Source organism: Andreprevotia sp. IGB-42, assembly GCF_009848685.1.
Lineage (GTDB): Bacteria > Pseudomonadota > Gammaproteobacteria > Burkholderiales > Chitinibacteraceae > Andreprevotia.
On record NZ_WXTX01000005.1, the window covers coordinates 178,182 to 203,496 of the forward strand.

A 25,315-nucleotide genomic window follows, 5' to 3' on the forward strand; every position below is an offset into this window, starting at 1 on the left:
CTCAACAGCAGAGCCCCAAGCAAAACATGGCTCATCCGGTGTCTCTTTGGGCCGTTGCTGCTTTGATCAGACCGGGTTGCGGTTGCGGCAAGCCGGCATGTTCATCCATGCCGATCAGGTGCTGAGGTCTGCGGGCATCATGGCAGCTTGCCGGATGCCCGCGGCGCTCAAAATTGCACGTCCGCGGTATTGATCACGCGGGCAAACGGGCCCTGCAGGGTTGCGTTGTGATGCGCGATGATCGCACTGGCAGAAAGCGCAGCCGTATCCATGGTGGTATGTGCGTCTGCCACCAGCACCGGCTGGAATCCCAATTCCGCAGCAATGCGGCAGGTGGCATCGATGCAGTATTGCGTCTTCATGCCGCAGATCACCAGGTCGCGCACGCCTGCGTCAGCCAACTTCGCTGCAAGCGGAGTATTCAGAAAACAACTGGGCCGTGTCTTGTCGAAAACGGTATCGATTACCGCATCGATATCCAGCTCCGGCAGCAACTGCCACAGGGGACTACCGGCCTCGATGGGGGAGCCTGCTGGCCCGGTATGGCGCGCGGCAAAAATCGGTGCTTCAGCAGTGCGGGCTTGCTGGATCAGTTTCTGCACGGCGGCCAGCACGCGTTCACGTGCGTGTGGCTGTTCCGGGCCATGAAACAGGCCCACCTGCATATCGACAACCAACAGCGCTGCGCGCCTCGGGTTCTGGTGCTGCATGGCATTGCTCCTTGTTTATGTGCCAGGCAAGACGGCGCAGAGAAAAGGCCCCGTCCATTTCTGGCGGGGCCTTGGGGATTCAGTGACTTGCGTTCACGAACCAGCCCGCCACCCGCCATAAGCGGTTGCGGTGGTGATCGTGGTGGTGTTGCGGGCACGCAGGTTCATGGGCTTGATCATGCCGCTATCCGATCTGGTTCGTCAACCCCTTGTCAGCATGGGTTTATCCAGAATGTACTGGAGTTGGTTATATCTTGGAGAGCGGAATCAGAATGCCAGTTCTGCGTTGACAGGCCCGCTGCCATCTATTGGCATTGGCAGCGCTGCAGCCATCAGGCTGGCGCCATCCGGTAACACCAGCAGCTGCCTGGCGATATCGCTGTTTTCCGCCGTCAGCCATTGTGCGTAGCCAGCCTCCGGTACCATCACCAGGCTGCGTTTTTCATCGCCGGGTTTATGCATGCGCTGCATCACCGGGTGCGCATCGGCATTTACGGTGATCTGGCTGAACGAGAAACTATACCCCCCGTGCGCTTCCTTCCAGGGCCGCCAGATGCCGGCTACGGCAAACGGGCTGCCGTCGGCCATGCCGATCTGGTAGCGTTCCGCCCGGCCGGATTCATAGCAAGGCTCGTAAAACACCTGCATCGGTACCAGGCAGCGGTAACCTTTTTGCCAGGCGGTCCGGTAGCTGCGCCGTTGTGCCAGCGTTTCTGCCCGCGCGTTCATGGTGGAGAACTTCTTCATGTTTGCAGGGATCCTGCTGCGCGGCACCATGCCATAGCTGGCCAAGAGCGCTTGCGGATTGCCATCGTCACCCTGGATGATGATGGGCGCCTGATAGTCCTGCCACACTTCGGTCGGCCAATCACCGGCAGGCGGATTCAGCAGGAAGTACTTTTGCAGGGTGGGGGCGGGCAGTGAGCGGTAGTTGACGCACATGGTGAGCGGCGGGGCGGATAACAAAAGGGAGCATAACTGCTCCTTCCTGTATCCGTCTGCGATATGTCTTCACGATGGCACGTTGTCGTTTGCCTGATTCAGCAAAGGCCGCTCATTTCCCGCAAGAGTAACCCACTTGTCCCTCTCCCTAACGCCTCACTGCCACCCATACCGCTTGGCATAGAAATGCTTCATCGCCTGCGTGGCCGCTACATACGCCAGCAGGATGCCCACCAGCCATGGAAAGTAGCTCAGCGGCAGCGCCTGCAGCTTGAAGTAATGCGCCAGCGGGCCCATGGGCAGGAAGATGCCGATGGCAACGATCAAGCCCGTCATCGCCAGCAACGGCCATGCAGCACGGCTCTGGATGAAGGGCACCTTGCGGGTGCGGATCATGTGCACGATCAGCGTTTGCGACAGCAGCCCCTCCACGAACCAGCCGGACTGGAACAGCGTCTGGTGCCCGGCACTATCGGCGCCGAATACAAACCACATCAGCGCAAAGGTACTGATATCGAATACCGAGCTGATCGGCCCGAAAAACACCATGAAGCGGCTCAGTTCGTCCGGGTTCCACTGCTGCGGTTGCGTCAGCGATGCCTCGTCCACGTTATCGAACGGAATGGCAATTTGCGAGATATCGTACAGCAGGTTCTGCACCAGCAGATGCAGCGGCAACATCGGCAGGAAGGGGATGAAGGCACTTGCCACCAGCACCGAAAACACATTGCCGAAGTTGGAGCTGGCCGTCATCTTGATGTACTTGAGCATGTTGGCAAAGGTCTTGCGGCCTTCGATCACGCCCGCTTCCAGCACCATCAGGCTTTTTTCCAGCAGGATGATATCCGCCGCTTCCTTGGCGATATCCACTGCGGAATCCACCGAGATACCGATGTCCGCCGCGCGCAACGCCGGCGCATCATTGATGCCGTCACCCATGAAGCCCACCACGTGGCCATGGGCACGCAATACCCGCACCAGCCGCTCTTTTTGCGTAGGGGACAGCTTGGCAAACACCGTGGTGTTTTCCGCAACGTGGGCCAGCGCGCCGTCATCGAGCGTATCCACCTGGCTACCGAGCAATACCCCCTTCACGGTCAGGCCCACTTCCTTGCAGACCTTGAGCGTCACCAGCTCGTTGTCGCCGGTCAGCACCTTCACTTCCACACCATTGGCCTTCAACGCGCGCAGCGCCGGCGCGGTGGTCTCCTTGGGCGGGTCGAGGAAAGCGATGTAACCCACCAGGGTCAACGCACTTTCATCGGCCACGCTATAGGTATCCCGCTCCGGCGGCAGTTGTCGCGTGGCCACTGCCACCACGCGCAGGCCTTCCTGATTGAGCGCCGTCGTCACCTTGCGGATGCGCGCCAGCAATTCGTCGGTCAATGCTTCAACGGCATCGCCATGCGCAACCTGGCTGCACGCAGACAGGATTTCTTCCAGTGCGCCCTTGCAGATCAGCAGGTGGCGGTCTTCATGCTCGCTCACCACCACCGACATGCGCCGCCGCACGAAATCGAACGGAATCTCGTCCACCTTGCGGTAATTGCTGGCCACGTTCAGCTCTTTGTGGATTTCCGCGTGCTCCAGCACCGCCACATCCAGCAGGTTTTTCAGGCCGGTCTGGTAATAGCTGTTCAGGTAGGCCATTTCCAGCACGTCGTCCGCCATCTCGCCGAACACATCGGTGTGGCGCTCCAGCACGATCTTGTCCTGCGTCAGCGTGCCGGTCTTGTCGGTGCACAGGATGTCCATGGCGCCGAAGTTCTGGATCGCATCCAGCCGCTTCACGATTACCTTCTTGCGGCTGAGGATCACCGCGCCCTTGGCCAGCGTGGAGGTGACGATCATCGGCAGCATTTCCGGCGTCAGCCCCACGGCAATGGATAGCGCAAACAGCGCCGCCTCTACCCAGTCGCCCTTGGTAAAGCCGTTGATGAACAGCACCAGCGGCGCCATCACGAACATGAAGCGGATCAGGATCCAGCTCACCTTGTTCACCCCGGCCTGGAACTGCGTGGGCGTACGGTCCTGTGCGGTTACACGTTCGGCCAGCGCGCCAAAGTAAGTCTGGTTGCCGGTGCCGATCACCAGTGCCGTGGCCGTACCACTCACCACATTGGTGCCCATGAAGCACAGGTTGTCCTGCTCCAGCGGGTTTTGGATGCCGGCATCGCGCTGCGCGACAAACTTCTCTACCGGCAGCGCCTCGCCGGTCAGGGCAGCCTGGCTCACGAACAGGTCCTTGGCGGTCAGCACGCGCACATCGGCCGGGATCATGTCCCCGGCAGACAGCACCACGATATCGCCCGGCACCAGCAGCTTGATGGCCAGTTCCGCGCGGTGTGATTCATGCGGGTGCAGATGCACGCCGAAGTACTTTTCCGCTTCCGGGGCAGCGTTGCGTGCCGGGTCACGCCGCAGCACCGTGGCGGTGTTGCTGACCATTTCCTTGAGCTTGTCTGCGGCGGTGTTGCTGCGCTTTTCCTGCACGAAGCGTAGCAGCGTGGAGATCACCACCATGGCGCCGATCACGATGGCGGCCTTCATGTCCTCGGTCAGGTAAGACACGATTGCCAGCACCGTCAGCAGCACGTTGAACGGATTGCGGTAGCACAGCCACAGGTGCACCCACCATGGCATGGGCTTTTCGTGCGCTACCTCGTTCAGGCCGACCGCTTCACGCTTGATTTCGGCTTCGCGCTCGCTCAGGCCATCCTGGTGCGCGGCCAGTTGCTGCAATGCTGCATCAGGCGCCAGTTGCGCCAACGCCACCATGCGCTCGGCCAGCTGTTGCGGCATTTCCTTGCCCACGGCTTCGCCGCGCAGCAGATCGAGCAGTGCCAGACGGCGGAACTGCCGGGCGCTCAGGCCCTTTTGCATGAAGGTCAGCAGACCTTTCTTGAACACTTCAAAACGCATACTTCCTCCCCGCCGGGCGCACGCGGGCAGCCCGGCTCCGGGGCGCCTGGCCACCGGATCGGTAGTGCAGTCATCCAGGCGGAAACGGCAAGCCCCACGCAGCCGGCAGGCAAGCGCAAAGCCGCTGCGCCGGGCAACGGATGACAACGGACAATGATGTGGTAAGAGGGAAGGGGCCGAACCGGATGGTTCAACCCAAGCCGACTACCCGCCTGGGGTGGCAAGGGCAGCGGCAGAAGTGATCTGCGGTGTCCTTGCCGTTAGCTGCCGATGCAAGATCGGCTACTGGGACTACTGTCCACGGAGGAACTCCATCTGATGAAGATGCGCGGAAGATACGCCCAACAGGTGTAAGCGTCCATGCTGAACATGTACGAAAATGCGCCGCTGTGGGTTGCTTGTGTAAGCGCAAGTACACTCATTACTCTTTTTTGTCGGCTTTCAGGGCTAGACGGGCGAGCAGCGAATTCAGCAACAGCAGCGCCAGGTAAACCAGCAAGCCCAGCAAAACCAGTGCATGCATCATATGCCAGCCCGATGCATGTACGACGGTGAGCAGATTGATCAATGCATAAGGGGAAAACAGCAGCAGTGCCAGCAGCGCGCGATCGCAGGCCAGCACATAGGTTCTTGGCCGCAAGGTGGCAAGCAGCAACAGCAGATCGATCAGCACATAAGGCAGGCTGGCGGCCGCTGCATGCCAATACGAAACACTGCGACCCGGCGTTTCGTAATCGAATACTTCATTCCGGCAGGTCATGAGAGCAAGCACCACCACGCCGTAAACAAGCAGTGGAATATCCCTGCGATGCAATGTCATTTTTTCACCAGGCATCCTTGGTCGCTGCAAGCATCAACGCACCAGTCGTATCGCTTCCTTCGGGAACCCTGGCATGCGGCTAGTTGCGATATGGCATGATCGCTCATCCGGAGCGCGCGAGGGGTTCATGATACGCAACCACCTGTTCCAGATTGAACATCATGCGTTCGTGCCCCAGTGTTTCCCCTAAAGGGGACTGCAGTACCACGGCCAGCACACCGGGGCTTAGCCCGATCAGCAACAGCGTGATGCCCTGCTCGCGCAGGCGCTTTTCCGCTTCGATCAGCATCTTCAGCGCCGTGTATTCCAGATCGAATACCCCACTCAGATCTATGGCCACGACGCCGGGACTGGCCGCTTTGATCAGTGGATGGATTTTCTGGCCGACCCGTTCGGCATTGGCAAAGAACAGCCGCCCCTCCAGCCGCAGCAACAACAAGCCGCCGAACTGCTCATCATCCCCATTTTCCGCCGACAGGGGCCGGAATACATTGGTACCGCGCTTGCGTGCCAGTACGTGCACGGGTGGATCGGATACCTGGTACGCCAGCGCCAGCAGCGACACGATCACGGCAACCACGATGCCCTGCAGCGTGCCCAGCAGCATCACGCCAGCCAGCGATACCAGTGCCCAGATGAATTCGGTACGCCGGATCTTGAGGATGCTTCTGAACTCCGCCGGCTTGATCAGGCCCACTGAATAAACGATGACCACCGCTGCCAGCGTGGCATTGGGCATCTGCCCGATGAAGGGGGCAATCAGCAAGATCGTCAGCAACGCCAGTAGCGACGTAACCAGCCCTGCCAGCTGCGTGCGGGCACCGGCCAGCCGGTTGACCGCCGTTTGCGTGGTTCCGCCGCCGGCGGGCATGGCACCAAAAAAAGCCCCGCCGATATTGGCAAGGCCGGTGGAAGCCAGCTCCCGGTTGGCCTGCGTGGCGGGTTCATCGCTGCGCGCAAACGCGCGCCCTGCGGCAATGGTTTCGGTGAAACTCATCAGCGCGATGCCCATGGCTGCCGGCCACAGCGTGGCAAGCAAATGCCAATCCGGCAGCGAAATCGCCGGCAAGCCGGTGGGCACAGCACCGACGATACTCACACCACGGCCTTCCAGCTGCAGCAGGCCGACAGCGACGATGCTGAGTGCTACCGCTATCAGTGGTGCCGGCAAGCGCGGGGTATGGCGCTTCATCAACAGCAAAACCGCCATCACGCTGATGGCTACTGCAACGGTGGGCAGCGACGCATCGGGGATGCCGGCAACCGTGGCCACGATGTTGTGCAGGAACGATCCCTTGTCGATATGGATGCCCAGCAACTTGGGCAACTGATCCAGCACGATCACGATGCCGATACCCGCCTTGAAGCCGATCAGCACCGGTTCTGAAATGAAGTTGGCTACAAATCCCAGCCGCAGCACGCTGGCCAGCAGCAGGATCACGCCCACCAGGAATGCCAGCGTGGCCGATGCCGCGGCCAGCGTGGCCGCATCGCCAGGCAGGCTCAGCTGACTGAAGGCCGCGCCCGCCAGAATGGCCAGCGTGGTGGTGGTGCTCATGCTCAGCGCGCGCGATGTGCCCAGCAGCGCGTAGATCAGCATGGGAATGAAGCAGGTATAAAGGCCGGCCTGCACCGGTAGCCCGGCTACCGTTGCATACGCCAGCGCCTTGGGGATGACCACTGCCGCAGCGGTCAGCCCGGCGATCAGATCCGGCTTCAGCCAGTCTGCCCGGTAGCTGCGCAGCCATTCGGGTATCAGCCGTGCAAGGCCCTGATGCGGGGGCCCGTCGTGCCGTTCTTGAACAGGGTCAGGCTGCGCCACGGGCTACCTCGATCAGGTTGCAATTGCTGCGGGTTGGCAAAAGCCGGCATGCCGGCCGCTCAGAACTTTTCCGGAATGAATTTGAACGGATAGTTCACTTCACGGTAATCCCCCGGTTTCTGTCGCTTGGGCAGGGTGATCTTCGGGCGTGGCAGCGCCTTGTAGGGAATGCTCGCCAGCACATCACTGATGATGTTGAGGCGGGTTCTGCGCTTGTCGTTGGAGTTGACCACGCGCCACGGGGCGATATCGGTATCCGTGGCCTTGAACATCTCGTCGCGCGCGTGCGAGTAGTCATACCAGCGGCTGTACGACTTGAGATCCATATCGGTGAGCTTCCAGGTTTTGCGGCCATCGCTGATGCGTGCCTGCAGGCGGCGGGTTTGTTCTTCCTCGCTCACCTCCAGCCAGTACTTCAGCAGGATCACGCCAGAGTGCACGATGGCCTGTTCAACCAGCGGCACGCCCCGCAGGAAATCATTCACCTGCTGCTCGGTGCAAAAGCCCATCACCCGTTCCACGCCGGCGCGGTTGTACCAGCTGCGATCAAAAATCACCACTTCGCCAGCGGCAGGCAGGTAGGGCAGATAGCGCTGTATATACATCTGGCTTTTTTCCCGCTCGGTGGGGGCGGGTAGTGCCACCACCCGGAACACGCGCGGGCTCACCCGCTCGGTAATCGCCTTGATGGCCCCGCCTTTGCCGGCCCCGTCACGCCCTTCAAACACGATGCATACCTTGAGCCCTTGCTGCTGCACCCACTGCTGCAGTTTCACCAGCTCCACATGCAACTGCTCAAGTTCCCTGGCATATGCCTTGGTGCTGAGTTTTTCCGGGCTGGCGGGGGCTTCTGCGTGCGCTTTCTGTTTCGTTCTGGGCATGACATCGTTCCTTGGCTGCTGACGGGGGTGTTGCTCCATGCTTAATATAGGTTATCCATTTGCAATTTCATTTGCATTGGCGGGTATGCAGGGCTACTACTACGGTAGCTCGCCACCGGGCAAGCCCACTCCCTGATTGGAAGCGCCATGTCCAGGAAAATGACGGTTACCCAGCTCACCATCCTCACGGCGGTGAACATGATCGGCTCCGGCATCATCCTGCTGCCGGCCAAGCTGGCGCAGGTGGGGACCATCTCCATCACTTCGTGGCTGATCACCGCCGGTGGTTCGCTGGCGCTGGCGTATGTGTTTGCGCAATGCGCACTGTTCAGCCGCAAGGCCGGCGGCATGGGCGGGTATGCGGAATACGCGTTTGGCCGGGGTGGCAACTACATGGCCAACTACACCTATGGCCTGTCACTGGTGATTGCCAATGTGGCCATCAGCATCACCGCGGTGGGGTATGCCACCGAATTGTTCGGCGCCAAACTCAGCCCGCTGGGCGTGGGGCTGGCAACCATCGGCTTGCTGTGGCTGACCACCATCGCCAACTTCGGCGGCGCGCGCATTACCGGCCGCATCGGCAGCGTTTCCATCTGGGGCGTGATCGGGCCGGTGCTGGCTGTTGCCACCATAGGCTGGTTCTGGTTCAGCGGTTCAACCTGGCTGGCGGCGTGGAACCCGCACAACACCCCCATCTTCGAGGCCATGGGCGGGTCGATCTCGATCACGCTGTGGGCATTCCTCGGGCTGGAATCGGCGTGCGCCAACTCGGATGCGGTGGAGAATCCCGAGCGCAATGTACCCATTGCCGTGCTGGGCGGGACCATTGGCGCGGCGGTGATTTACATCATTTCCACCAACGTGATTGCCGGCATCGTGCCCAATGCCGAGCTGGCTGCCTCCACCGCGCCCTTCGGCCTGACCTTTGCCCGCATGTTCAACCCGCTGGTGGGCAATATCGTTACCGGCCTGATGGTGTTTGCCTGCATCGGCTCCCTGCTGGGCTGGCAGTTCACCGTGGCGCAAGTGTTCAAAAGTTCGGCGGATGCCGGCTACTTCAGCAATGTGTTCCGCAAGACCACATCCGCAGGCGTACCGATTGCCAGCATGCTGATCCTGCTGGCGTTGCAAACGCTGCTGGCGCTGTCCACCATCAGCCCGGAGCTGGCCGAGCAATTCAATACGCTGGTCAACGTGGCCGTGGTCACCAATATCGTGCCCTATGTGATGTCGATGGCGGCCATCATCACCATCCAGAAATTTGCCGATGTGGAACCCCACAAAGCCAGGGTCACCAATATCCTGGCGCTGGTGGCCAGCCTGTACAGCTACTACGCGCTATACAGCGCCGGACAGGTGCCGATGGTGATCGCCTGCTTCGTGATCTTCATGGGCTGGACGCTGTGGGGCGTGGCCAACCTGCGCTTCCTGAAAATGGAGCACGACAAGGATGTCCGTTCGCGGGCGGAAGTCCGTGCACAGCAGGGTGGTACGGATGCGGGCGGCTGATGCTGCCGGTTTGCGGTGCGAAAGAGCGGGGGTGGTCCTACAGGCAGCCATATGCCGCCGGTGTGATCATCCGGGCTCACGGCTGCACGCCCCGTTTGATTGGTTTTTGATCACGCTTGCCGGACCCCGATCATTGAGGCAACGGTTTGGAAGCAGCAGGCAAACCCGTTGCTGCGTGATCAGCCAGGCGCGTGAATGCAGGCAAGACGTTGGACTAACAAGGCACTACACCGTCAGCAGCCAGCAACGGGCATGAGTGGCTGAAGCGGCTGTTAAAGCCGCTGGCACTCCGGGCAAACCGCCTTGATCTCTATCCCGGCGCCATCCAGCTCATAACCGGCCTTGTGCACCCAATCGGCCAGCGTGTGGCTCATTTTCGGGTCGTTCACTTCATCCACTGCATTGCAGCGCGGGCATACCAGCAGCAAGCCATGATGCACATGGCCGTGCTCGTCGCCATGCGCGCTGCAGGCCACGAAGGCGTTGGATACATCCAGCTTGTGCACCAGGCCCTCGTTCTGCAGGAACTCCAGCGCACGGTATACGGTAGGGGGCGTGGCATTGGCATGCACGGCCTTCATTTCATCCAGCAACTGGTAGGCCTTCACGCTGTGCTTGTGCTGCAACAGCAAGGTGAGCACCTGGCGGCGTATCTGTGTGAGCCGGCTGCCATTGGCACGGCAGATCTCCTCGGCCTGCGCCAGCCGTGCGCTGATGTCTGGCGTTATCTCTGTCGGGGTTTCCGGGGGCATGGTGGCTGCTCGTACGCGTTGAAGCGCAAAGCTTAAACCAGCCCCCGGCAGGCGTCGAATTTGCGGTGGTGGAGTGCTGGTGCCGCCGGGGCATCGCGGCGTTCCTGATCTCTCCCGTTGCCATGTGCACCAGCCGACCAGATTTGCCGTAACGGCCATCAACCCACAGAATGCCGGTGCGGCAATCGTCGTCGCCGCGGTATCTGCCAATCCCATGTTGCTGCCCGCCCTGCGTGCAGTTGCGCCCGGCAGCAGCGGGCCGATCCGCCTTGCCAGAGCCAGCCACAATCCGCCCGAGTGAGCCAGTGACCGTGATGCAGTTCATTTCCAGCCACCCCCTGCGTGGCATCTGTGGCCTGCTGCTGTGCCTGGCATGCATTGCCACTGCCGGTGCGGCAGACTACTTCGGCCGCGAGGACGGCCCGTCACCTGCTGCCGTTACCGCCAGCGCCACCGGGCAGCAACAGGCGCCAGGCGCCGCACACCCCGTTGAACCCCCTTCCGCAGTATCAATACCCGAGCCACTGCGCAGCGCGCTGGCTGCCACCATCCGCTGGCAGTCGGCACTCAACCGGGAAATCCGCCATGCACTGGCCCGGCAGCCTGATGCGGGCTGGGGCGGCAGCGGCTTGATCGTGTTGCTGTCTTTTGCCTATGGCGTGCTGCATGCATTGGGGCCGGGCCATGGCAAGGTGGTGATCGGCAGCTATTTCCTTACCCAGCGCGCCCGCATCAGCCACGGCCTGATGATGAGTGGCTGGGCGGCGCTGGTGCAGGCACTGTCCGCCATCGCGCTGGTCAGCGTGCTGGCCGGGGTGCTGAAAATCAGCGCGCATGATCTGCTGGGCCATGCAGGCACACTGGAAGCGGTCAGCTATCTGGCAATCGCGCTCTACGGCGCAGTGATCCTGCGGCGATTGGGCAAGGGGCTGGATAGCTGCGGCCATGACCATCGCGCTGGCACCCGGCCTGCTCATGCGCTGGTGCCGCCGTTGCGCCGCAAACCCGGCGCCAGGTTACCTGCCAACACGTTCAATACGTCCAACAGGCCCAACCCATCATCGGTGCGCTATGCGCTGCCGCAAGCCGTTGCCGCGCCGGCCAGCATAGCCGGTGCCACCGGCAGTACCCTGTTCTGGGCTGGCGCCAGTGTCGGCCTGCGCCCCTGTGCCGGTGCCATCATCGTGCTGCTGTTCTGCCTTGCCAACGGCAACTACGGCATCGGCATCATTGCCACGCTGGCAATGGGGGCGGGCGTTGCACTTACCGTATCGGCTATCAGCCTGGGCATGCTTGGCATGCAGCGTACCTTGCTGCGTGGCGGCCGCGGCAAACGCGTGCAGCGCGGCATTGCCTTTGCCGGCGCGCTGTTGATCATGCTGTTCGGTTTGCTGCAAGCGGTGCTGCTGCTTAGCGGTACCATTACCCCGGTTGCGGCGTAAACCATGCTGGCCCGGATCATGCACAACAGCTTGCCCATCCTGTTGTTCACGCTGCTGACTGCACCACTGGCGCGGGCGCACCCGCATGTATGGGCCGTCTACCAGACCGATGTGGTAATCGGCGCGGACGGCAATTTCAAGCTGCACGAGGCATGGACCTTCGATGAGGCATTCAGCAGCATGCTGCTGGGTGATCTGCGCCCCAAGGCGGATATCAAAAAGCCGCTCAGCAGCAAGGAGCAGGCCCGCCTGAAAGTCATCGCGTTCGATAATCTTGCCAGGTATGGTTACTTCAACGTGGTGCGCGGCCCACGCGGCCCGCTCAAGTTCAAGCCGGCTAGCGGCTTCGCTGCCCGGCTGGAGAAGGGCAAGCTCAGCTATACCTTCGTCCTGGAGCCGGCTGATCCGCAGGACGTGCGCAAGGCGCCACTGGATTTCGGCATCTGGGACGAAACCTTCTACATCGCCATGCAGGCGGCAGGGGACGACACCATCGCCATCCGGCAATCGCCGTTCAAATGCACGCTGGCCACGCGGGAAGATAAAGGTACGCCGCTGCTGTATGGCATGGTGTTTCCACCGGTTACTCGCCTGACTTGCCGCTAACTGCCGACAGCGCGTTTATCCACCACTGGCACGATGTGGTACTACCCAAGTTGAGTGTTTTCATAAGCTATTCGCCCCATTGATGGGGAAGCCAAATGAGTGTGCCGACAACGGTGATGAACTGGCTGGATTATTTATCCGGGTAACCAATGAGCATGCGGACTCATTTGGAAAAATATGGCCAGACAGGGTCGGTTTCAGGCCGGATTATCGGTAATGAAATTTTCTTTCAGAATCATGAAATCGCAGCACGATAGGGTCTTCCTGTTCGTACAACATATGCGATACGATGATATCAGGAAAGGCGAGTTTGCTTGAATAGTCATATGATATTCTTACAGCCGGAAACAGCAGGCGGTCCAGACCTTCAGCATATTCAGAACCCAGGTTGCCGATTTGCTCCCCGCTGTGACAGTCAACGGCATCGTAGCTGAAAAAATCGGAAGAGCCGCCTACAATGGAGCGTTCAAAACATATTCCGGCCTCTGTGAATGCATATGGCGTATGAATGTACCAGTAATGAAAGTAATAAATTGACCCCAGTGCCAGAATGCCGGCAGCGATGCAAAAGCCAATCAATTTGCTTCGTTGTTTCTTCATTTTCTTAACGCCCCATCAAGTATATTGCGTTCTGCAAAAATGCGTCTGCCAAATTCAGGAGCCGGCGTGCGGTTTTCTGCGACCGCATTCACAATTTTCTTCAGGAAACTATCACCTTTCTTGAAGGCGTCTACCAGCAAGGCACTGCGCAGTTCCGGGCTCCAGCGTTCTGCACCCACATTCATTTGATAAAGTTTTTGCATGTCAGAATACATGTTCAAAGCTGCAACTTGTGCGGTGCCTTGATCAGAAACCAGATATTGCAGCAGACCGACATTATCCAGTTTTGTTGCTTCCGCCGGGAATTTTTCTGGATATTTCAGATAAAGGTCCTTGGCCGTCCGAAATGAGATGTTACCAGGACCGAAGTCGCCAGCAGCACTGTTGCTTGTTCGCTGCCAGAGCGATCTTTTAGTGTTGTCCGGATCTGATTTTACCAACTGAAGGTAGCCATCTTCAAGCTCCTGGTTGACGTAATCACGCCCATATATCAGTTGCCGATCGAACGGAAGCAGCTGGTCTTGCGTGTGATCGATGGACTGTTTGAGCAAAGGGTAAGTCAAGCTCGAACGTGTATTGAACTCATCACCAATTGCAGCTGCAATTGCGATTGGCGGGATGCCATACTCTTCGCCATATTTCCGGATATGTGGCGCAAGCTGCTTTATTTTATCCGTAGTGGCATTGGATAGGGCGTCATGCCCAGAAGGCAGGCGATCATAGTTTTCGGCAGGGAAGATCGTTCTGGAACCACTTGACGCACTATTATAAGATTGTGGCTCACCAATGTTCGCCAGCGCTTTGGTACGTTCGGCCAACTGTGCTCGCGCCCAACTGCCAAAATCGCCGATGTCCATGTCTCCTGCCTGATTGAGCAAGGTTTGCCACCGGTCATGCAGGCCTTGCATGATCGCGGAACGCTCCGGGGCTGGCATTGAATCTTGTCGGAGTGCATGCCTGCCTGCTTTGTTGGTCGCGTAATTCTCCAAACCCGCAGGTGTTTCCGGTGCAGGGACAGTCGGCATGGATTGCAGGCGTTGACCCACATCACTGGGGAAAATTTCAGCATGTCCGCTTTCGTTCCAGCGCTGTAACGGAGGGAAGAAATCATTGGTTCGATTCGCCATCAGGATTCTCCATGAGAAAAAGACCATGCGGTCGCACCCATTTTCTCAAGCATCGGACCACTACGGCACTGATGTAACGGATGGCCTATCCGTTATCGCAGCAAGCACTGTCGCCGACCCGGCCAGCATCGACGCACAACGCAATCTGCTGGCACAACAGCAAGCCCGGCAACAGCAAACCATCGCTGACAATACCGACGCTGCCCTCATGCTGGCAGCCAGTCAACAGCACGATACCGAAACCGCCGGGATTGCCCGGCCAGGCCAGGCACCAAGCGCCACATCCATGCCGGACCTTGATGAAACAACCTTGTTGCAGCAGCCTGCAGGCGGCCCAGCGGCGCCAGACATAGCGCAGCAAGCCAGCAGCGCACCACTGATTCTCAGCCAGGCAGACAAGCCCTCCAGGGATGAGCGGGTTGCGGATGTCCACGCCCAAGCAAAGGGGCTGATTGAGCGCCACCCTTTAATGTCGCTGGATGATGGCTTTGCATTACAACAGCGAGCCCCTGCTGTCATCGCAGCGAAGGCTGAACAAGACCGCGTGCTGCCAGAAAATGCGCCGCAGCCCGGCATCGCGCCAGTCAAGCACGGCCAGCAGGCCGCTGAACAGCCGCACGCCGTTGTGGTAAACCCCGCAGCAAAGCGTAGCGATACCAGGCCTGCCGGCAAATCCGTTGCCACTGCGGGCGCCGGGCAACTCGCTGGCAACGCCGGCAAGCCGCTGATCATGCTCAGCGCCAGCAATACCCCGTTCACTGCACTCGCGCGTGCACAGCTCTATGCCGCTACCCGGGGACTGAGCGCCACCTATACCCCGGTGGCTGCAGCGCATGGATATGTATTGATGCGGCGTGATGTGCTTGATCCTGGCGCGGCAATGCTGGAGCGATCAGATCTTGCTGCATTGCCGAGGACTGCAGCACAGGAAGGGGCGGCATCGGATAAGATGGAGGCGTTTTCTGGGGTGGTTGAGCGGGCTGAGCATGGTGAAGAAGGGGCGGCAGGGCATGTTTCAAACAGTGCAGTTCCCAATGCTCTATTAGCACAGGCTGATCAGCCCCTATTGTTGACTTATACACCTACCACCAATACGTTGGCGCAGATTCGGAATATGCCTTTCCCTCAGCGCTGGCAGGCAGGAGAGCAGTACGTTCAAGAATTGTATGGATCGGCAGGGCCGCAGCATTTTGACGTGCCGGCTGGAACATTCAGCGGAGAAAACATTACAGGTGCTGGTAGCCGGTTTGTTGGTGCTCCAGTGCCTACTACTAATGGCGGCGTTTTGGCTAATGAAGTGAAGACTTATCCCCAATAGACAACAGTGCAGGGTAAACCTACGCAGCAATTTTTTCTTTGATTTCGCAAATACAACAGCAAATTTTCAAAGATAGCTGGCTGAAAAAAAACGTTTCTGGATATGACCCACGTTGGATTTTTTTTGGATGCGGGACCATCCCAAGCGCTTGGATAATACCTGTCGAACAAAGAAATTACCTACGTGATTCATCATTGAGGAATGGATAATGACTCCAGAAGAAGCAGAGCTGGTTAGGAAAAGAAAATCTGGTTTCGATGAATTCTACCGTGCACTCGTACCTGCGCTTGTAGATTTTATTGGGAGAATGGGTGTCAACCCGGCACATGAAGTACTTAAACATGCGGACCAGTTCTCCTTATGTTTGGATGACGCATTACAGAGTATGGCCGTAGCTGATGATCAGGACAGGGCTTGGTTGCTGACTCATATTGGCTATTTCATTGGCGAGTACTTCGTGCAGAAATATAGTGGCTGTTGGTATGTGAATGAAATATCTGGCTCGCGTTACTTGGGAAGATATGTGGTTGGCCAGTTTGCTGCATTGGAAAATGCCAAATTAATGCTTGATCCTTTCGAGATCGCGCAAACATACGTTGACGAGACGATTCCTCGGCAACTAGAGCGGTTGCTAAAAGAAGTTGATGCGGAGTTGGTCGGGGGGGTATCTCCGAAATAATGAACGGAATCAGGAAAATTCGGGAGGTGGCGGTATTTTGCATATCCGACTTCCATGGCTTAGCCGATCCAGCCTTGTAGGGCAGGTTATTTTGACCGGCGCAGAATGGTTGTTGATCTGTAACCCTATTTTTTGGGTTACGCCTGTGGCTGTCCCGTACCAAGATACGCCTCGTCCGCAAATCGGGGCATTGACCCGGTGCAACGCCTTCTTCAATGCCCTTCCACCCGGTTGGCATTGTCGTCTCAGGCCTGTGGCGTTCACCTGAAAGCCGGCATCCTGACCCGGGTCTTAGCCTTCCACATCGGCCCCGCCATCGCTGTACAGGCTGGTATCCGGCAGTAATTGCGCCATGCCCAGCCCGGCATCGCGCCATTCAATGCCGGCCAGCAGGCCGCTGAACAGCGGTACGCCGCTGTTATAAACCCCGCAGCAAAGCGTAGCGATACACGGCCAGCCGGCAAATCCGTTGCCACTGTGGGTGCCCGGCAACTCGCTGGCAACGCTGGCAAGCCGCTGATCATGCTCAGCGCCAGCAATACCCCGTTCACTGCACTCGCGCGTGCACAGCTCTATGCCGCTACCCGGGGACTGAGCGCTACCTATACCCCGGTGGCTGCGGCGCATGGATATGTATTGATGCGGCGTGATGTGCTTGATCCCGGCACGGCAACACCGGAGCGATCGCCTGCCGTAGCGGTGATGGCGTCCGCAGCACAGGAGGGGGCGGCATCGGATAAGATGGAGGCGTTTTCCGGGGCGGTTGAGCGGACTGAGCTTGGTGATGAGGGGGCGGCTGGATATGTTCCAAACACACTGCGGGTAACAGGTACTGCCGCCAATCCACGCATGGCTCCATACGCAATTAATGCGGATGGATTGTTCCGAACTCCAGCAGAGGCTTTAGATTTGGCACGTGCACATGGTGTGTATATTCCTGAAGACATTAATATTGGCTTCATTAATAAGTGGATGCGAGTTGATGCTGACGCAGAGTATTTTTCGCAAAGCAAGCACTACAAGCCGAACGATTGGATTGAATGGGATGATTTTTATCATCCCGGTACAGGGAAAATTCCTGTCCGTGTGAATGCGGCGCTGCTAAATAGTGACGAGGCACTCGTTGCCCACTTGTCGCATGAAATGTATGAACTTAACTCTCTCCGGGACATTTTTGAGGCCAATAGCGGAGCATTGCGGGCGAAGCATCTCGATCAATTGATCGGACCTGGCTGGGCTGGAAATTTGCACGAGCAAGCTTGGGATGTGTCGGATAAGTTGATTTACATAATGAGGAATGGGGGCTGAAATGGGTAACCTAATACCGCTGACTGAGCTTGAGGAGATTTTGAGTCAATATCAAGAGGGGCTGTATACCGATGGTGAGCTCGTATCTTTTTGTCTTGGGTTAATGGGGAAAGAATCTTCTGCACAAGTCTGGGGGGCATTGCCAGAGTGGGTGAGGAATCGCTTGATTGATCAGCTTAGAAACTTTTCTGATAGCGATGACATCGTTGCTTTTGGCCGAGGCGATGCACGGGAAATTAAAGCAGAGATGCTCTATGTGAAAGACTGGTTGATGAGTCGTGGACTTATGTAATTAATATTAATAAGCACTCCAGTAATGGAGTGCTTATTGTTCCAAACAAGACTGGCATAGGTAAACCATTTATTGCTCCGTTAGTCAGAGGAACTCAAGCCCGGATCGTCTCGCCAGGGAATGGGGAGGCGGTTTACGTTTTAGATGAAGTGACAGCGATGCCGCTTCGGGCTGACGGCTTAATTACTGGGCCACATGTTGGACGTGGCAAAGGCGTTCTTCCGGAGCCAATAGGTGGGCGAGTACTTGGCGAACATCGTAGGCACTTGATTCCTGAGGGAGGTGCCGACAATCCCGTGTATGTTAACAATCAATATAATCTTATTTCGGAGGCGCCTTCATAAAATCTTGGTTTGAAGAAGAGTCTTGATCTGCAAGCCAGTAAGCTTGCAGCGCAAAACCCTCAATCTGTTGTTCGATACATTGCACAGCCTGTTCGGAATGTAGGGCAGTACAGGCCCTTTGTCTCTACCTACTACATAACGCAAGACGGACAGCTTGTTAGAGCTGTGTCCGTGTTGAATCAATAGTTGTCAGTTTTGGAGGGGTTTCATAGATGAATTCATTAGTTGACAGGCAAGCACTCATTGATCAAGAAGTGGTCAACGCATTAATCACTGCAACGCCAGAAACATGGAATTCTGCTAAGATGGTGGTGGAGCGAGAAGAGAGTAACGGCCAGGAAAAAATGGCGATCTCCATATCAAGCCCAGAGGGGCATGGAGAGATTGTGGGGCCAACGGAAGAAATTTTTTCCAGCCTGTACAAGCTATCTGATCTGTTTCGAGAGTATGGAAGCATTTGGAGTCGTGCCTTTTATTCTGTAAAGCTGCAGGAAGGTGGGAGTTGGAGGTTCTCAGTTCGTTTTGAGTACTGATTTATTTTTGTTGGGAAGTTGGTCTCTAGAAACGAGGCCTGTTTTTTTCCAAACTGCTCCGAGAACTAGCTATAACTCAATAGTGAAAAGCGAATCAGGCGGAAATTTGATCTTTCATGAGGAATATGGGGGGCATCCTGTGAGCAAGCATATGGGCGCTCTGACCAACAGTTGGTCGACCATTTTGTTGCCGAGCCTCACATTTCCAGCTCATCCAAGCTTTACGGATTTGGTGGTCGCTGATAAAGCCGCTGGGGAAGTGCTCGTATCCAATCGCCAAAATATAACCAACTGGCTTAACGGAACAGATCGCCAGTTGCCGGTATCTGCTCAGCTCAGCTATATGACAGGCCGTATAGTGGGTGCCTCGGTGGCAGCGTGTTTTGGCTGATCGCTTTTGCAAAGAAAAAGGCAGGCCGAATCGCCTGCCTTGTACATGATGCAAAGACGGGTTTACCAATGCCCCGCATGAAAGCGCAAATGATCCTCGATACAACTGGCAATGAAGTAATAGCTGTGGTCGTAACCCGGCTGGCGGCGCAGGGTTAGTGGCCAGTCGCGTTGCCGGGCGATGCTGGCAAAGGCGTCCGGCTGCAGCTGCAGCGGCAGGAAGTTGTCCTGCTCGCCCTGGTCGATCAGCATGGGGATTTCGCTGCTGGCGGCGGCCAGCAGGTGGCAACTGTCGTAGCTTAGCCAGTTGTTGCGGTCGTCCCCGAGGTAGTGGGCAAAAGCGTTCTGGCCCCACGGCACCTGGCTGGGGTTGACGATGGGGGCGAAGGCAGAGGCAGAGCTGTAGCGGCCCGGGTTGCGCAGCGCCACCATCAGCGCGCCATGCCCGCCCATCGAATGCCCGCTGATGGCGCGCTGCGCATTCACCGGGAAGTGCGTTTCCACCAGCGCCGGCAGTTCTTCCACCACGTAATCGTACATGCGGTAGTGCGCTGCCCATGGCGCTTGCGTGGCGTTCACGTAAAAGCCGGCACCCTGGCCCAGATCGTAGCCTTCTGCATCCGCCACGTTATCGCCGCGCGGGCTGGTGTCCGGCAGCACCAGTGCCATGCCCAGCTCGGCCGCCACGCGCTGTGCGCCGGCCTTGGTGGCAAAGTTCTCGTCGGTGCAGGTCAGGCCAGACAGCCAGTACAGCACCGGTACCTTGCGCTGCGCTGCTTGCGGCGGCAGGTAGATGGCAAAGGTCATGCTGGTGCCGGTGGCGGTAGACTGGTGGCGGTAGCGCTTGTGCCAGCCGCCAAACGTGCAGTTGCTCGAAATCAGTTCCAGGGTGTCGGCCATGGCGCTTACTTTGCGTAATGGATGACGGAGCGGATGGATTTGCCCTCGTGCATCAGATCAAACGCGGTATTGATGTCTTCCAGCGCCATGGTGTGGGTGATGAAGTCATCCAGGCGGAATTCGCCCTGCAGGTAGCGCTCCACGTAATCCGGCAGCTCGGAGCGGCCACGCACGCCACCAAAGGCCGAGCCGCGCCACACACGGCCGGTTACCAGCTGGAAGGGGCGGGTACTGATTTCCTCGCCTGCGCCGGCCACGCCGATGATCACCGATTCGCCCCAACCCTTGTGGCAGCATTCCAGCGCCGAGCGCATCACGTGCACATTGCCGATGCACTCGAACGAGAAATCCACCCCGCCATCGGTCATGGCCACGATTACGTCCTGGATGGGCTTGTCATGATCATTCGGGTTGATCAGGTCGGTGGCGCCCAGCTGGCGGGCCAGATCGAACTTGCTGGTATTGATGTCGATGCCGATGATGCGGCCAGCCTTGGCCATCTTGGCGCCGATCACTGCAGACAGGCCGATGCCGCCCAGGCCGAAAATGGCCACGGTATCGCCTTCCTTCACCTTGGCGGTATTCATCACCGCGCCCATGCCGGTGGTCACGCCGCAGCCCAGCAAGCACACTTCTTCCAGCGGCGCGGCCTTGTTGATCTTGGCCAGCGCGATTTCCGGCAGCACCGTGTATTCGGAGAACGTTGATGTGCCCATGTAGTGATAGATGGGCTTGCCGTCCTTGGAAAAACGCGTGGTGCCATCCGGCATCAGGCCCTTGCCCTGCGTGGCGCGGATGGCCTGGCACAGGTTGGTCTTGCCGGATTTGCAGAACTTGCATTCGCCGCATTCGGGCGTGTACAGCGGGATCACATGATCACCCACTGCCACGCTGGTCACGCCTTCACCCAACGCTTCGACAATGCCGGCGCCTTCATGCCCCAGGATGGCCGGGAACACCCCCTCGGAATCCTTGCCCGATAGCGTATAGGCATCGGTATGGCACACGCCGCTGGCGATGATACGTACCAGCACCTCGCCCTTCTGTGGCGGGGCCAGATCCACTTCCTCGATCGACAATGGCTGGTTCGGGGCCCAGGCAACGGCGGCGCGGGTTTTGATGGGTTGCATGGGGATATCCTTAAAAGGGCAGGGCGATGATGGCCCATTCTATTTGTTACCAAAGGTCGGATAATCTGGCTAAATGGAAAGATATTTTTGCTGATGGGTAATAGTGATGGATTGGCTGGGCGTGAGCGAGTTCGTGGCGGTGGTGGAAACGCATAGCTTCACCGGCGCTGCGCAGCGGCTGGGCCTATCTGTTGCCCAGATCAGCCGGCAGGTGTCCGCGCTGGAACAACGGCTGGCCACCCGGTTGCTGTACCGGACCACACGCAAGGTGAGCGTCACCGAGGCCGGCCAGCTCTATTACCAGCACTGTCGCCCCTTGCTCGACGGCCTGCGCCAGGCCGAACAGGCATTGGCCCACGCGCTGGACCGCCCCAATGGCCACCTGCGCATCACCGCGCCGGTGCACTACGGCGAAAGCGTGATCGCACCGGTACTACACCGTTATCTGCAAGACCACCCGGCAATCACGGCCGAGCTCAACCTGGATAACCGCAAGGTGGATCTGGTGGCAGAAGGCTACGATCTGGGCATCCGGTTGGGGCCGATGGATGAATCATCGTTGATGGTAAAGCAGCTGGGCACCCGTACCCACTACGTGTGCGCATCCCCTGGCTACCTCGCCCGCTTTGGCGAGCCCCATACGCTGGCAGAATTGAAACAGCACCAGTGCCTGGTGGGCACCGTCAACGTCTGGCGCTTCAAGGAGCCGGATGGCCGCATGCGCGAGATCAGCGTGGCCGGCAAGCTGCGCTGCAATAGTGGTGCCGCGCTGGTCAACGCAGCCCTCAGCGGCCTGGGGCTGGTGCAACTGCCGGATTATTACGTGCAGCAGCATCTTGCCAACGGCGCATTGCGCGGCCTGCTGGGCGCCTACACCATGACCGACGGCATCTGGGCCAACTACCCGCGCAACCGTTTTGTGCCGCTGAAGGTGCTGGGGTTTATCGAGGCACTGCAGCAGTGACCACGCTCACTCCCGGCGATGCCGAGCTGGAGCTGGCCGTCAGGCAGCTGCACAATGGCTGATCATCTGTGGCGCCACGCCGGCTATCTTCTGAAGCATGCATACTGAATGCCGCCCTTCCTGAACCTCAGCGCTACCCTGGCGAGTGCCGCCATTACCTTGTGGGCAGCCCGGCAAAGCCGCTTGCGCCATGCCGCCCGCTTCGGCCCTGCGCCGGCGGCAATCCGCAAGCTGCAATGGGGCGTTTTCATCGCGCTATTCCTGTTGCCGCCGGGCTTGTACTACCTGTTGCCGGCTGCCTTTCTGGCCGTGGTGGCCTTTGGAGTGCTGGCGTTGCTGTTGTTCGGTTTTCGAACACGCAGCTGGTCCACCTGGCAGGCACTGCGCGATGGTGCGCTGTGTGCTTTTCTGGCGACTGTGCCTTGCGGCATCGTGTTGATGATATCTGGCTGAACAAGGATCACCTGACCAAGCGAGCACGATAAAGGCCCGCAGTTGCCGGGGGTCGCTTCAGGTACATGCCGCAGCTGCACCGGGGTCATGCCTGTTTTCATGGGGGCGATGGCAACAGTCATCAACACCCGCTACGATGAAGCACTTTCAGAATCAGGACATCGTCATGCTTGCCAGAGACATCCCCGACCGCCTCAGTGTCAGCGGCGCACCGTATTCCAGCGTGTATCAGCGCGAACCGGGCAGCCGCAGCGACCGTACCCTCTATTGCTGGTTCAATGTCGAGGATGAAGGCGGGCTGGATGTATCTCCGCATGTCAGTATCCACATCGATGGCAACAACCTGTTCGATGAACTGCACATCAGTTTCTCGGTGATGTGGGCACCCGGTTTTGGCGGTACAGCCAAGCGTCATAGCCTGTCGTTCTTTTTCACCCTCGACAAAGGCAGGGTGGTGTTCACCAAGGACAACAGCAGCGGCTTTGGCCGCAGCAGGCAAGGCGAACTGCTGGATCAGGTCAGCGCCGACAGCATGCCCGCGCTGGTGCGGGACATGACGCAGTTTGCCCAGGCCTTTGTCAACAAGGCCCATACACCCGGCAGCGGCTTGCCGCAGCCCAAGGTATTCGACAGGGGCTTCCGCTTCATTTTCTGATCGCCGCTGTGCCAGCCAGGCAAAAACCCGCCACGCCGCATGTGGCGGGTTTTCCATTTTCCAGCAGCACGAATCAGCCATCTCTCCGCGTGTCAGCAGTTGGTTTTTGCATAAGTTATCTGCTTTCAGGTGGAGTGTAATTCTATTCATCCTTTTCTTTCTTACATATTAATTTGCACATGATGTAGAAAAAAATTCAAATAGGCCATGAATTTGCATGGAATATTTGGCGTATGGCGATTTTATGCCGATTGTTATTGGGTGATTATTATTACACTGTACGAAATTTATTGCCGGTTTCAGGTGTTGCATCCCGTCCAGGGCATCCCGGAAAAACTGATCGACCCATGCCGATATACAAATGTTTGATTTAATCAAAAACAAGCCGGATTGCCCGCTGTGGTCGAGGGCGTGACGGTGCCTTTCCAGGTGGTTATAGGCATCAAGATTTATGTCATATAAACAACAAAAATGTTGGCAAAGTTTAATGACACAAAAAGATTGTTACCGTTTGTCGTAATATCTTCTGGCTGTTTTCTTACGGGAGAATGGCATCTTTCAAACCAATCACCTATTTCAAGGGATTTTAATCATGCGTTTGCTGTCATTGGATGAAATGAATGTTGTTGCTGGTGCTGCTACAGAAGTGCGCTTGTCTTTCGAAGGCCCGGGTACCGACCTGACCATTCCGACTCCGCCGAGCAGCGGTGGCGGCAGCACCGGCGGCGGCAATACCGGTGGCAACCCGAATGAAGTCAAATATTCGTGGGAAGCATAAGGGGCCATTATCCGGCTGATAAAGCCGGATAAATGACCGGGTGAAAGGAGCGGCGCAATCCGTTCCTTTCATTTGCAGGTTACATGGCATTCATTGGTTGCCATCAAGTGTGACAGGAATAATCGGCTGTTGCGTTGCCATATATCAAGCCAGGCAGCATGGCAGTTAATCTGATGCAGTATGGTTTGGATTGAAATGACGGATCTGTACAGAAAAGAAGCGCTCGAAGGTACCGACTCGCAAAACCTGGGCTCCATCGTGTTGAGCCGGCCATTCGGGCTTGGCGTACTGGCATCCGCCGCGGTGCTGCTGGTGCTGGTATTGCTGCTGATGATCACGCTGACAAGCTATACCAGAAAGATTTCGGTATCCGGATCGCTGCAACCGGCAAACGGCGAGCTGAAAATCCTGGCAACGACCAGTGGCGTGGTGATGGAAATCAAGGCGCAAGAGGGCGCCAAGGTGGCATCCAGGCAGAACCTGTTCTCCATTTCCAACGAACGGTTTGCCAAAGCCCCGGTGCAGGAATCAATCAGCAGATCCGCAGAAGACAAGATATCCAGCCTGAAGAAAGAACAACGGCTGGATGAAGAAACCACGCTGAACAAGAAGAATACGCTGAACGAAAAGCTGGCCGGCCTGAAAGTGAGCTATGCACTGGTTCAGGAAAAGCGCGAGGTTCAGCAAAGAAAATACGACATCATCAACCAGAATTACAAAAAGCAGGTTGAGCTGAAAAAAGCCGGCTTCATTTCCGACCTTGGCCTCAAGCAGAAAGAACAGGAACTGATCGATCAGGAGGCATATCTGGTCGATCTGAAGAAGACCGCGCTGGAGCTGGATGCTGAAATAAAAAGCATGGTGAACCAGGATCTGGCGCTTATTCTCGCCCAGAGGAAGGCACAGGAAGAAATGCTGCGGGTAATCGGGTCGGCCAAAACGGATCTGATCCAGAGCGAGGCCAACCAGGAAACCAGCATCGTCGCACCGATGAATGGCGAATTGGTATCGCTGCTGGTCATGAAAGGGCAGTTTGTTGCGCCGGGGCAGCTGCTGGCCAGCATCTACCCGGATGGCGCCAAGCTCGAAGCCGTTTTATATGTGCCGTCGGCAGGTATCGGTTTTGTGAAGGAAGGTTCAGTGGTCAACCTAAAATATGATGCATACCCTTATCAGAAATTCGGATCACACAAAGGCCGGGTCAAGAGTATTTCAAAAATCGCCATTGCATCTGCGGAGCTGAAAAACGAGCTGATCAATCGCGGTTTTTTCTACAAGCTCATCGTCGAGCTGCCGCAGCAAAGCGTGCAAACCTATGGCGTATCCTCGGCATTGCGCGCCGGCATGGCGGTGCAGGCCGAAATTGAAGTGGAAACACGCAAATTGTATGAATGGATCCTCGATCCGGTTTTCAGTCTGAAAGAAAGCGCCTGAT

25 protein-coding genes are annotated in these 25,315 nt (G+C 57.7%); 13 read left to right on the plus strand and 12 right to left on the minus strand.

The window, feature by feature from the left end:
• Positions 1 to 167: 167 nt before the first annotated feature.
• From IGB42_RS09805 to ppk2, 6 genes are all read right to left on the minus strand, one after another.
• Entirely contained in the window at positions 168 to 710 is a 543-nt protein-coding gene (locus tag IGB42_RS09805) for a cysteine hydrolase family protein (protein WP_159670730.1), read from the minus strand.
• A gap of 267 nt (positions 711 to 977) precedes the next feature.
• The gene (locus IGB42_RS09810) at positions 978 to 1,652 is read right to left on the minus strand and encodes an SOS response-associated peptidase (protein ID WP_159670735.1); all 675 of its coding nucleotides are present in this window, start codon (positions 1,650 to 1,652) and stop codon (positions 978 to 980) included.
• 156 nt (positions 1,653 to 1,808) lie between these two features.
• Positions 1,809 to 4,574: a magnesium-translocating P-type ATPase gene (gene mgtA / locus IGB42_RS09815; protein ID WP_159670739.1), complete on the minus strand. Its 2,766-nt coding sequence runs from the start codon at positions 4,572 to 4,574 to the stop codon at positions 1,809 to 1,811.
• 421 nt (positions 4,575 to 4,995) lie between these two features.
• A complete protein-coding gene (locus IGB42_RS09820; protein WP_159670744.1) occupies positions 4,996 to 5,334 on the minus strand; it encodes a hypothetical protein in 339 nt (112 codons plus the stop codon).
• 163 nt (positions 5,335 to 5,497) lie between these two features.
• Positions 5,498 to 7,216 (minus strand): SulP family inorganic anion transporter, encoded by a 1,719-nt coding sequence (locus IGB42_RS09825; RefSeq protein WP_159670749.1) that lies wholly within the window; start codon positions 7,214 to 7,216, stop codon positions 5,498 to 5,500.
• A 59-nt stretch (positions 7,217 to 7,275) separates the two neighbouring features.
• Positions 7,276 to 8,097: a polyphosphate kinase 2 gene (gene ppk2, locus IGB42_RS09830; protein WP_159670754.1), complete on the minus strand. Its 822-nt coding sequence runs from the start codon at positions 8,095 to 8,097 to the stop codon at positions 7,276 to 7,278.
• A 147-nt stretch (positions 8,098 to 8,244) separates the two neighbouring features.
• Between ppk2 and potE the strand changes: the two genes are divergently transcribed.
• On the plus strand, positions 8,245 to 9,609 hold the full coding sequence (potE, locus tag IGB42_RS09835; RefSeq protein ID WP_159670758.1) for a putrescine-ornithine antiporter: 1,365 nt from the start codon (positions 8,245 to 8,247) through the stop codon (positions 9,607 to 9,609).
• Positions 9,610 to 9,881: 272 nt separating this feature from the next.
• Here potE and IGB42_RS09840 read toward each other — a convergent pair whose 3' ends face one another.
• Positions 9,882 to 10,361 carry a Fur family transcriptional regulator gene (locus IGB42_RS09840; protein ID WP_159670763.1) on the minus strand — a complete coding sequence of 160 codons (480 nt, stop codon included), beginning with the start codon at positions 10,359 to 10,361 and terminating at the stop codon, positions 9,882 to 9,884.
• A gap of 314 nt (positions 10,362 to 10,675) precedes the next feature.
• Here IGB42_RS09840 and IGB42_RS21985 point away from each other — a divergent pair, with 314 nt between their 5' ends.
• Together IGB42_RS21985 and IGB42_RS09850 are read left to right on the plus strand one after the other, a co-directional pair.
• Complete coding sequence (locus tag IGB42_RS21985) at positions 10,676 to 11,803, plus strand: nickel/cobalt transporter (protein WP_236822542.1); 1,128 nt, start codon at positions 10,676 to 10,678, stop codon at positions 11,801 to 11,803.
• A gap of 3 nt (positions 11,804 to 11,806) precedes the next feature.
• Entirely contained in the window at positions 11,807 to 12,409 is a 603-nt protein-coding gene (locus tag IGB42_RS09850; protein ID WP_159670772.1) for a DUF1007 family protein, read from the plus strand.
• A gap of 207 nt (positions 12,410 to 12,616) precedes the next feature.
• On the opposite strand, the gene IGB42_RS09855 is transcribed toward IGB42_RS09850, so the two are convergent.
• Complete coding sequence (locus IGB42_RS09855; protein ID WP_159670777.1) at positions 12,617 to 13,009, minus strand: hypothetical protein; 393 nt, start codon at positions 13,007 to 13,009, stop codon at positions 12,617 to 12,619.
• On the minus strand, positions 13,006 to 14,136 hold the full coding sequence (locus tag IGB42_RS09860; protein WP_159670780.1) for a hypothetical protein: 1,131 nt from the start codon (positions 14,134 to 14,136) through the stop codon (positions 13,006 to 13,008). The genes IGB42_RS09855 and IGB42_RS09860 overlap by 4 nt, the downstream gene beginning before the upstream one ends.
• On the opposite strand from IGB42_RS09860, the gene IGB42_RS09865 reads away from it, so the two are divergent.
• Entirely contained in the window at positions 14,120 to 15,454 is a 1,335-nt protein-coding gene (locus tag IGB42_RS09865) for a hypothetical protein (protein WP_159670783.1), read from the plus strand. The two genes, IGB42_RS09860 and IGB42_RS09865, sit on opposite strands and share 17 nt — an antisense overlap.
• Before the next feature lie 208 nt (positions 15,455 to 15,662).
• The gene (locus tag IGB42_RS09870) at positions 15,663 to 16,133 is read left to right on the plus strand and encodes a hypothetical protein (RefSeq protein WP_159670786.1); all 471 of its coding nucleotides are present in this window, start codon (positions 15,663 to 15,665) and stop codon (positions 16,131 to 16,133) included.
• 291 nt (positions 16,134 to 16,424) lie between these two features.
• Here IGB42_RS09870 and IGB42_RS09875 read toward each other — a convergent pair whose 3' ends face one another.
• Positions 16,425 to 16,625, minus strand: a complete 201-nt coding sequence (locus IGB42_RS09875; RefSeq protein ID WP_159670789.1) for a hypothetical protein — start codon at positions 16,623 to 16,625, stop codon at positions 16,425 to 16,427.
• A gap of 30 nt (positions 16,626 to 16,655) precedes the next feature.
• Between IGB42_RS09875 and IGB42_RS09880 the strand changes: the two genes are divergently transcribed.
• From IGB42_RS09880 to IGB42_RS09890, 3 genes are all read left to right on the plus strand, one after another.
• Positions 16,656 to 17,441, plus strand: coding sequence for a hypothetical protein (locus IGB42_RS09880; RefSeq protein ID WP_159670792.1), 786 nt, complete (start codon positions 16,656 to 16,658; stop codon positions 17,439 to 17,441).
• A gap of 1 nt (position 17,442) precedes the next feature.
• Positions 17,443 to 17,733: a hypothetical protein gene (locus tag IGB42_RS09885; RefSeq protein ID WP_159670795.1), complete on the plus strand. Its 291-nt coding sequence runs from the start codon at positions 17,443 to 17,445 to the stop codon at positions 17,731 to 17,733.
• Between the two features lie 556 nt (positions 17,734 to 18,289).
• Complete coding sequence (locus IGB42_RS09890) at positions 18,290 to 18,610, plus strand: hypothetical protein (protein ID WP_159670798.1); 321 nt, start codon at positions 18,290 to 18,292, stop codon at positions 18,608 to 18,610.
• Between the two features lie 453 nt (positions 18,611 to 19,063).
• Here the strand turns inward: IGB42_RS09890 and fghA are convergent, their stop codons facing one another.
• Positions 19,064 to 19,888 carry an S-formylglutathione hydrolase gene (gene fghA / locus IGB42_RS09895; protein ID WP_174764201.1) on the minus strand — a complete coding sequence of 275 codons (825 nt, stop codon included), beginning with the start codon at positions 19,886 to 19,888 and terminating at the stop codon, positions 19,064 to 19,066.
• 17 nt (positions 19,889 to 19,905) lie between these two features.
• Positions 19,906 to 21,030 carry an S-(hydroxymethyl)glutathione dehydrogenase/class III alcohol dehydrogenase gene (locus IGB42_RS09900; protein ID WP_159670804.1) on the minus strand — a complete coding sequence of 375 codons (1,125 nt, stop codon included), beginning with the start codon at positions 21,028 to 21,030 and terminating at the stop codon, positions 19,906 to 19,908.
• Positions 21,031 to 21,136: 106 nt separating this feature from the next.
• On the opposite strand from IGB42_RS09900, the gene IGB42_RS09905 reads away from it, so the two are divergent.
• From IGB42_RS09905 to IGB42_RS09925, 5 genes are all read left to right on the plus strand, one after another.
• Entirely contained in the window at positions 21,137 to 21,994 is an 858-nt protein-coding gene (locus IGB42_RS09905; protein WP_201799888.1) for a LysR family transcriptional regulator, read from the plus strand.
• 108 nt (positions 21,995 to 22,102) lie between these two features.
• On the plus strand, positions 22,103 to 22,447 hold the full coding sequence (locus IGB42_RS09910) for a hypothetical protein (RefSeq protein ID WP_159670810.1): 345 nt from the start codon (positions 22,103 to 22,105) through the stop codon (positions 22,445 to 22,447).
• Positions 22,448 to 22,613: 166 nt separating this feature from the next.
• A complete protein-coding gene (locus IGB42_RS09915) occupies positions 22,614 to 23,102 on the plus strand; it encodes a hypothetical protein (RefSeq protein ID WP_159670813.1) in 489 nt (162 codons plus the stop codon).
• A gap of 592 nt (positions 23,103 to 23,694) precedes the next feature.
• Complete coding sequence (locus tag IGB42_RS09920) at positions 23,695 to 23,880, plus strand: hypothetical protein (RefSeq protein ID WP_159670816.1); 186 nt, start codon at positions 23,695 to 23,697, stop codon at positions 23,878 to 23,880.
• Between the two features lie 195 nt (positions 23,881 to 24,075).
• The gene (locus tag IGB42_RS09925; RefSeq protein WP_159670819.1) at positions 24,076 to 25,314 is read left to right on the plus strand and encodes an HlyD family secretion protein; all 1,239 of its coding nucleotides are present in this window, start codon (positions 24,076 to 24,078) and stop codon (positions 25,312 to 25,314) included.
• Position 25,315: the final 1 nt, after the last annotated feature.

Excerpts from the sequence above, each read along its gene's own strand:
- IGB42_RS09805 (WP_159670730.1), bottom strand. The coding sequence starts at position 710 with ATGCAGCACCAGAACCCGAGGCGCGCAGCGCTGTTGGTTGTCGATATG.
- IGB42_RS09890 (WP_159670798.1), top strand. The coding sequence starts at position 18,290 with ATGAATTCATTAGTTGACAGGCAAGCACTCATTGATCAAGAAGTGGTC.
- mgtA (WP_159670739.1), bottom strand. The coding sequence starts at position 4,574 with ATGCGTTTTGAAGTGTTCAAGAAAGGTCTGCTGACCTTCATGCAAAAG.
- IGB42_RS09810 (WP_159670735.1), bottom strand. The coding sequence starts at position 1,652 with ATGTGCGTCAACTACCGCTCACTGCCCGCCCCCACCCTGCAAAAGTAC.
- IGB42_RS09850 (WP_159670772.1), top strand. The coding sequence starts at position 11,807 with ATGCTGGCCCGGATCATGCACAACAGCTTGCCCATCCTGTTGTTCACG.
- IGB42_RS09840 (WP_159670763.1), bottom strand. The coding sequence starts at position 10,361 with ATGCCCCCGGAAACCCCGACAGAGATAACGCCAGACATCAGCGCACGG.
- IGB42_RS09885 (WP_159670795.1), top strand. The coding sequence starts at position 17,443 with ATGGGTAACCTAATACCGCTGACTGAGCTTGAGGAGATTTTGAGTCAA.
- IGB42_RS09915 (WP_159670813.1), top strand. The coding sequence starts at position 22,614 with ATGCTTGCCAGAGACATCCCCGACCGCCTCAGTGTCAGCGGCGCACCG.
- IGB42_RS09860 (WP_159670780.1), bottom strand. The coding sequence starts at position 14,136 with ATGGCGAATCGAACCAATGATTTCTTCCCTCCGTTACAGCGCTGGAAC.
- IGB42_RS09855 (WP_159670777.1), bottom strand. The coding sequence starts at position 13,009 with ATGAAGAAACAACGAAGCAAATTGATTGGCTTTTGCATCGCTGCCGGC.
- IGB42_RS09920 (WP_159670816.1), top strand. The coding sequence starts at position 23,695 with ATGCGTTTGCTGTCATTGGATGAAATGAATGTTGTTGCTGGTGCTGCT.
- IGB42_RS09870 (WP_159670786.1), top strand. The coding sequence starts at position 15,663 with ATGACTCCAGAAGAAGCAGAGCTGGTTAGGAAAAGAAAATCTGGTTTC.
- potE (WP_159670758.1), top strand. The coding sequence starts at position 8,245 with ATGTCCAGGAAAATGACGGTTACCCAGCTCACCATCCTCACGGCGGTG.
- IGB42_RS09910 (WP_159670810.1), top strand. The coding sequence starts at position 22,103 with ATGCCGCCCTTCCTGAACCTCAGCGCTACCCTGGCGAGTGCCGCCATT.
- IGB42_RS21985 (WP_236822542.1), top strand. The coding sequence starts at position 10,676 with ATGCAGTTCATTTCCAGCCACCCCCTGCGTGGCATCTGTGGCCTGCTG.
- IGB42_RS09900 (WP_159670804.1), bottom strand. The coding sequence starts at position 21,030 with ATGCAACCCATCAAAACCCGCGCCGCCGTTGCCTGGGCCCCGAACCAG.
- IGB42_RS09905 (WP_201799888.1), top strand. The coding sequence starts at position 21,137 with ATGGATTGGCTGGGCGTGAGCGAGTTCGTGGCGGTGGTGGAAACGCAT.
- IGB42_RS09925 (WP_159670819.1), top strand. The coding sequence starts at position 24,076 with ATGACGGATCTGTACAGAAAAGAAGCGCTCGAAGGTACCGACTCGCAA.
- ppk2 (WP_159670754.1), bottom strand. The coding sequence starts at position 8,097 with ATGCCCAGAACGAAACAGAAAGCGCACGCAGAAGCCCCCGCCAGCCCG.
- IGB42_RS09820 (WP_159670744.1), bottom strand. The coding sequence starts at position 5,334 with ATGACCTGCCGGAATGAAGTATTCGATTACGAAACGCCGGGTCGCAGT.
- IGB42_RS09880 (WP_159670792.1), top strand. The coding sequence starts at position 16,656 with ATGCTCAGCGCCAGCAATACCCCGTTCACTGCACTCGCGCGTGCACAG.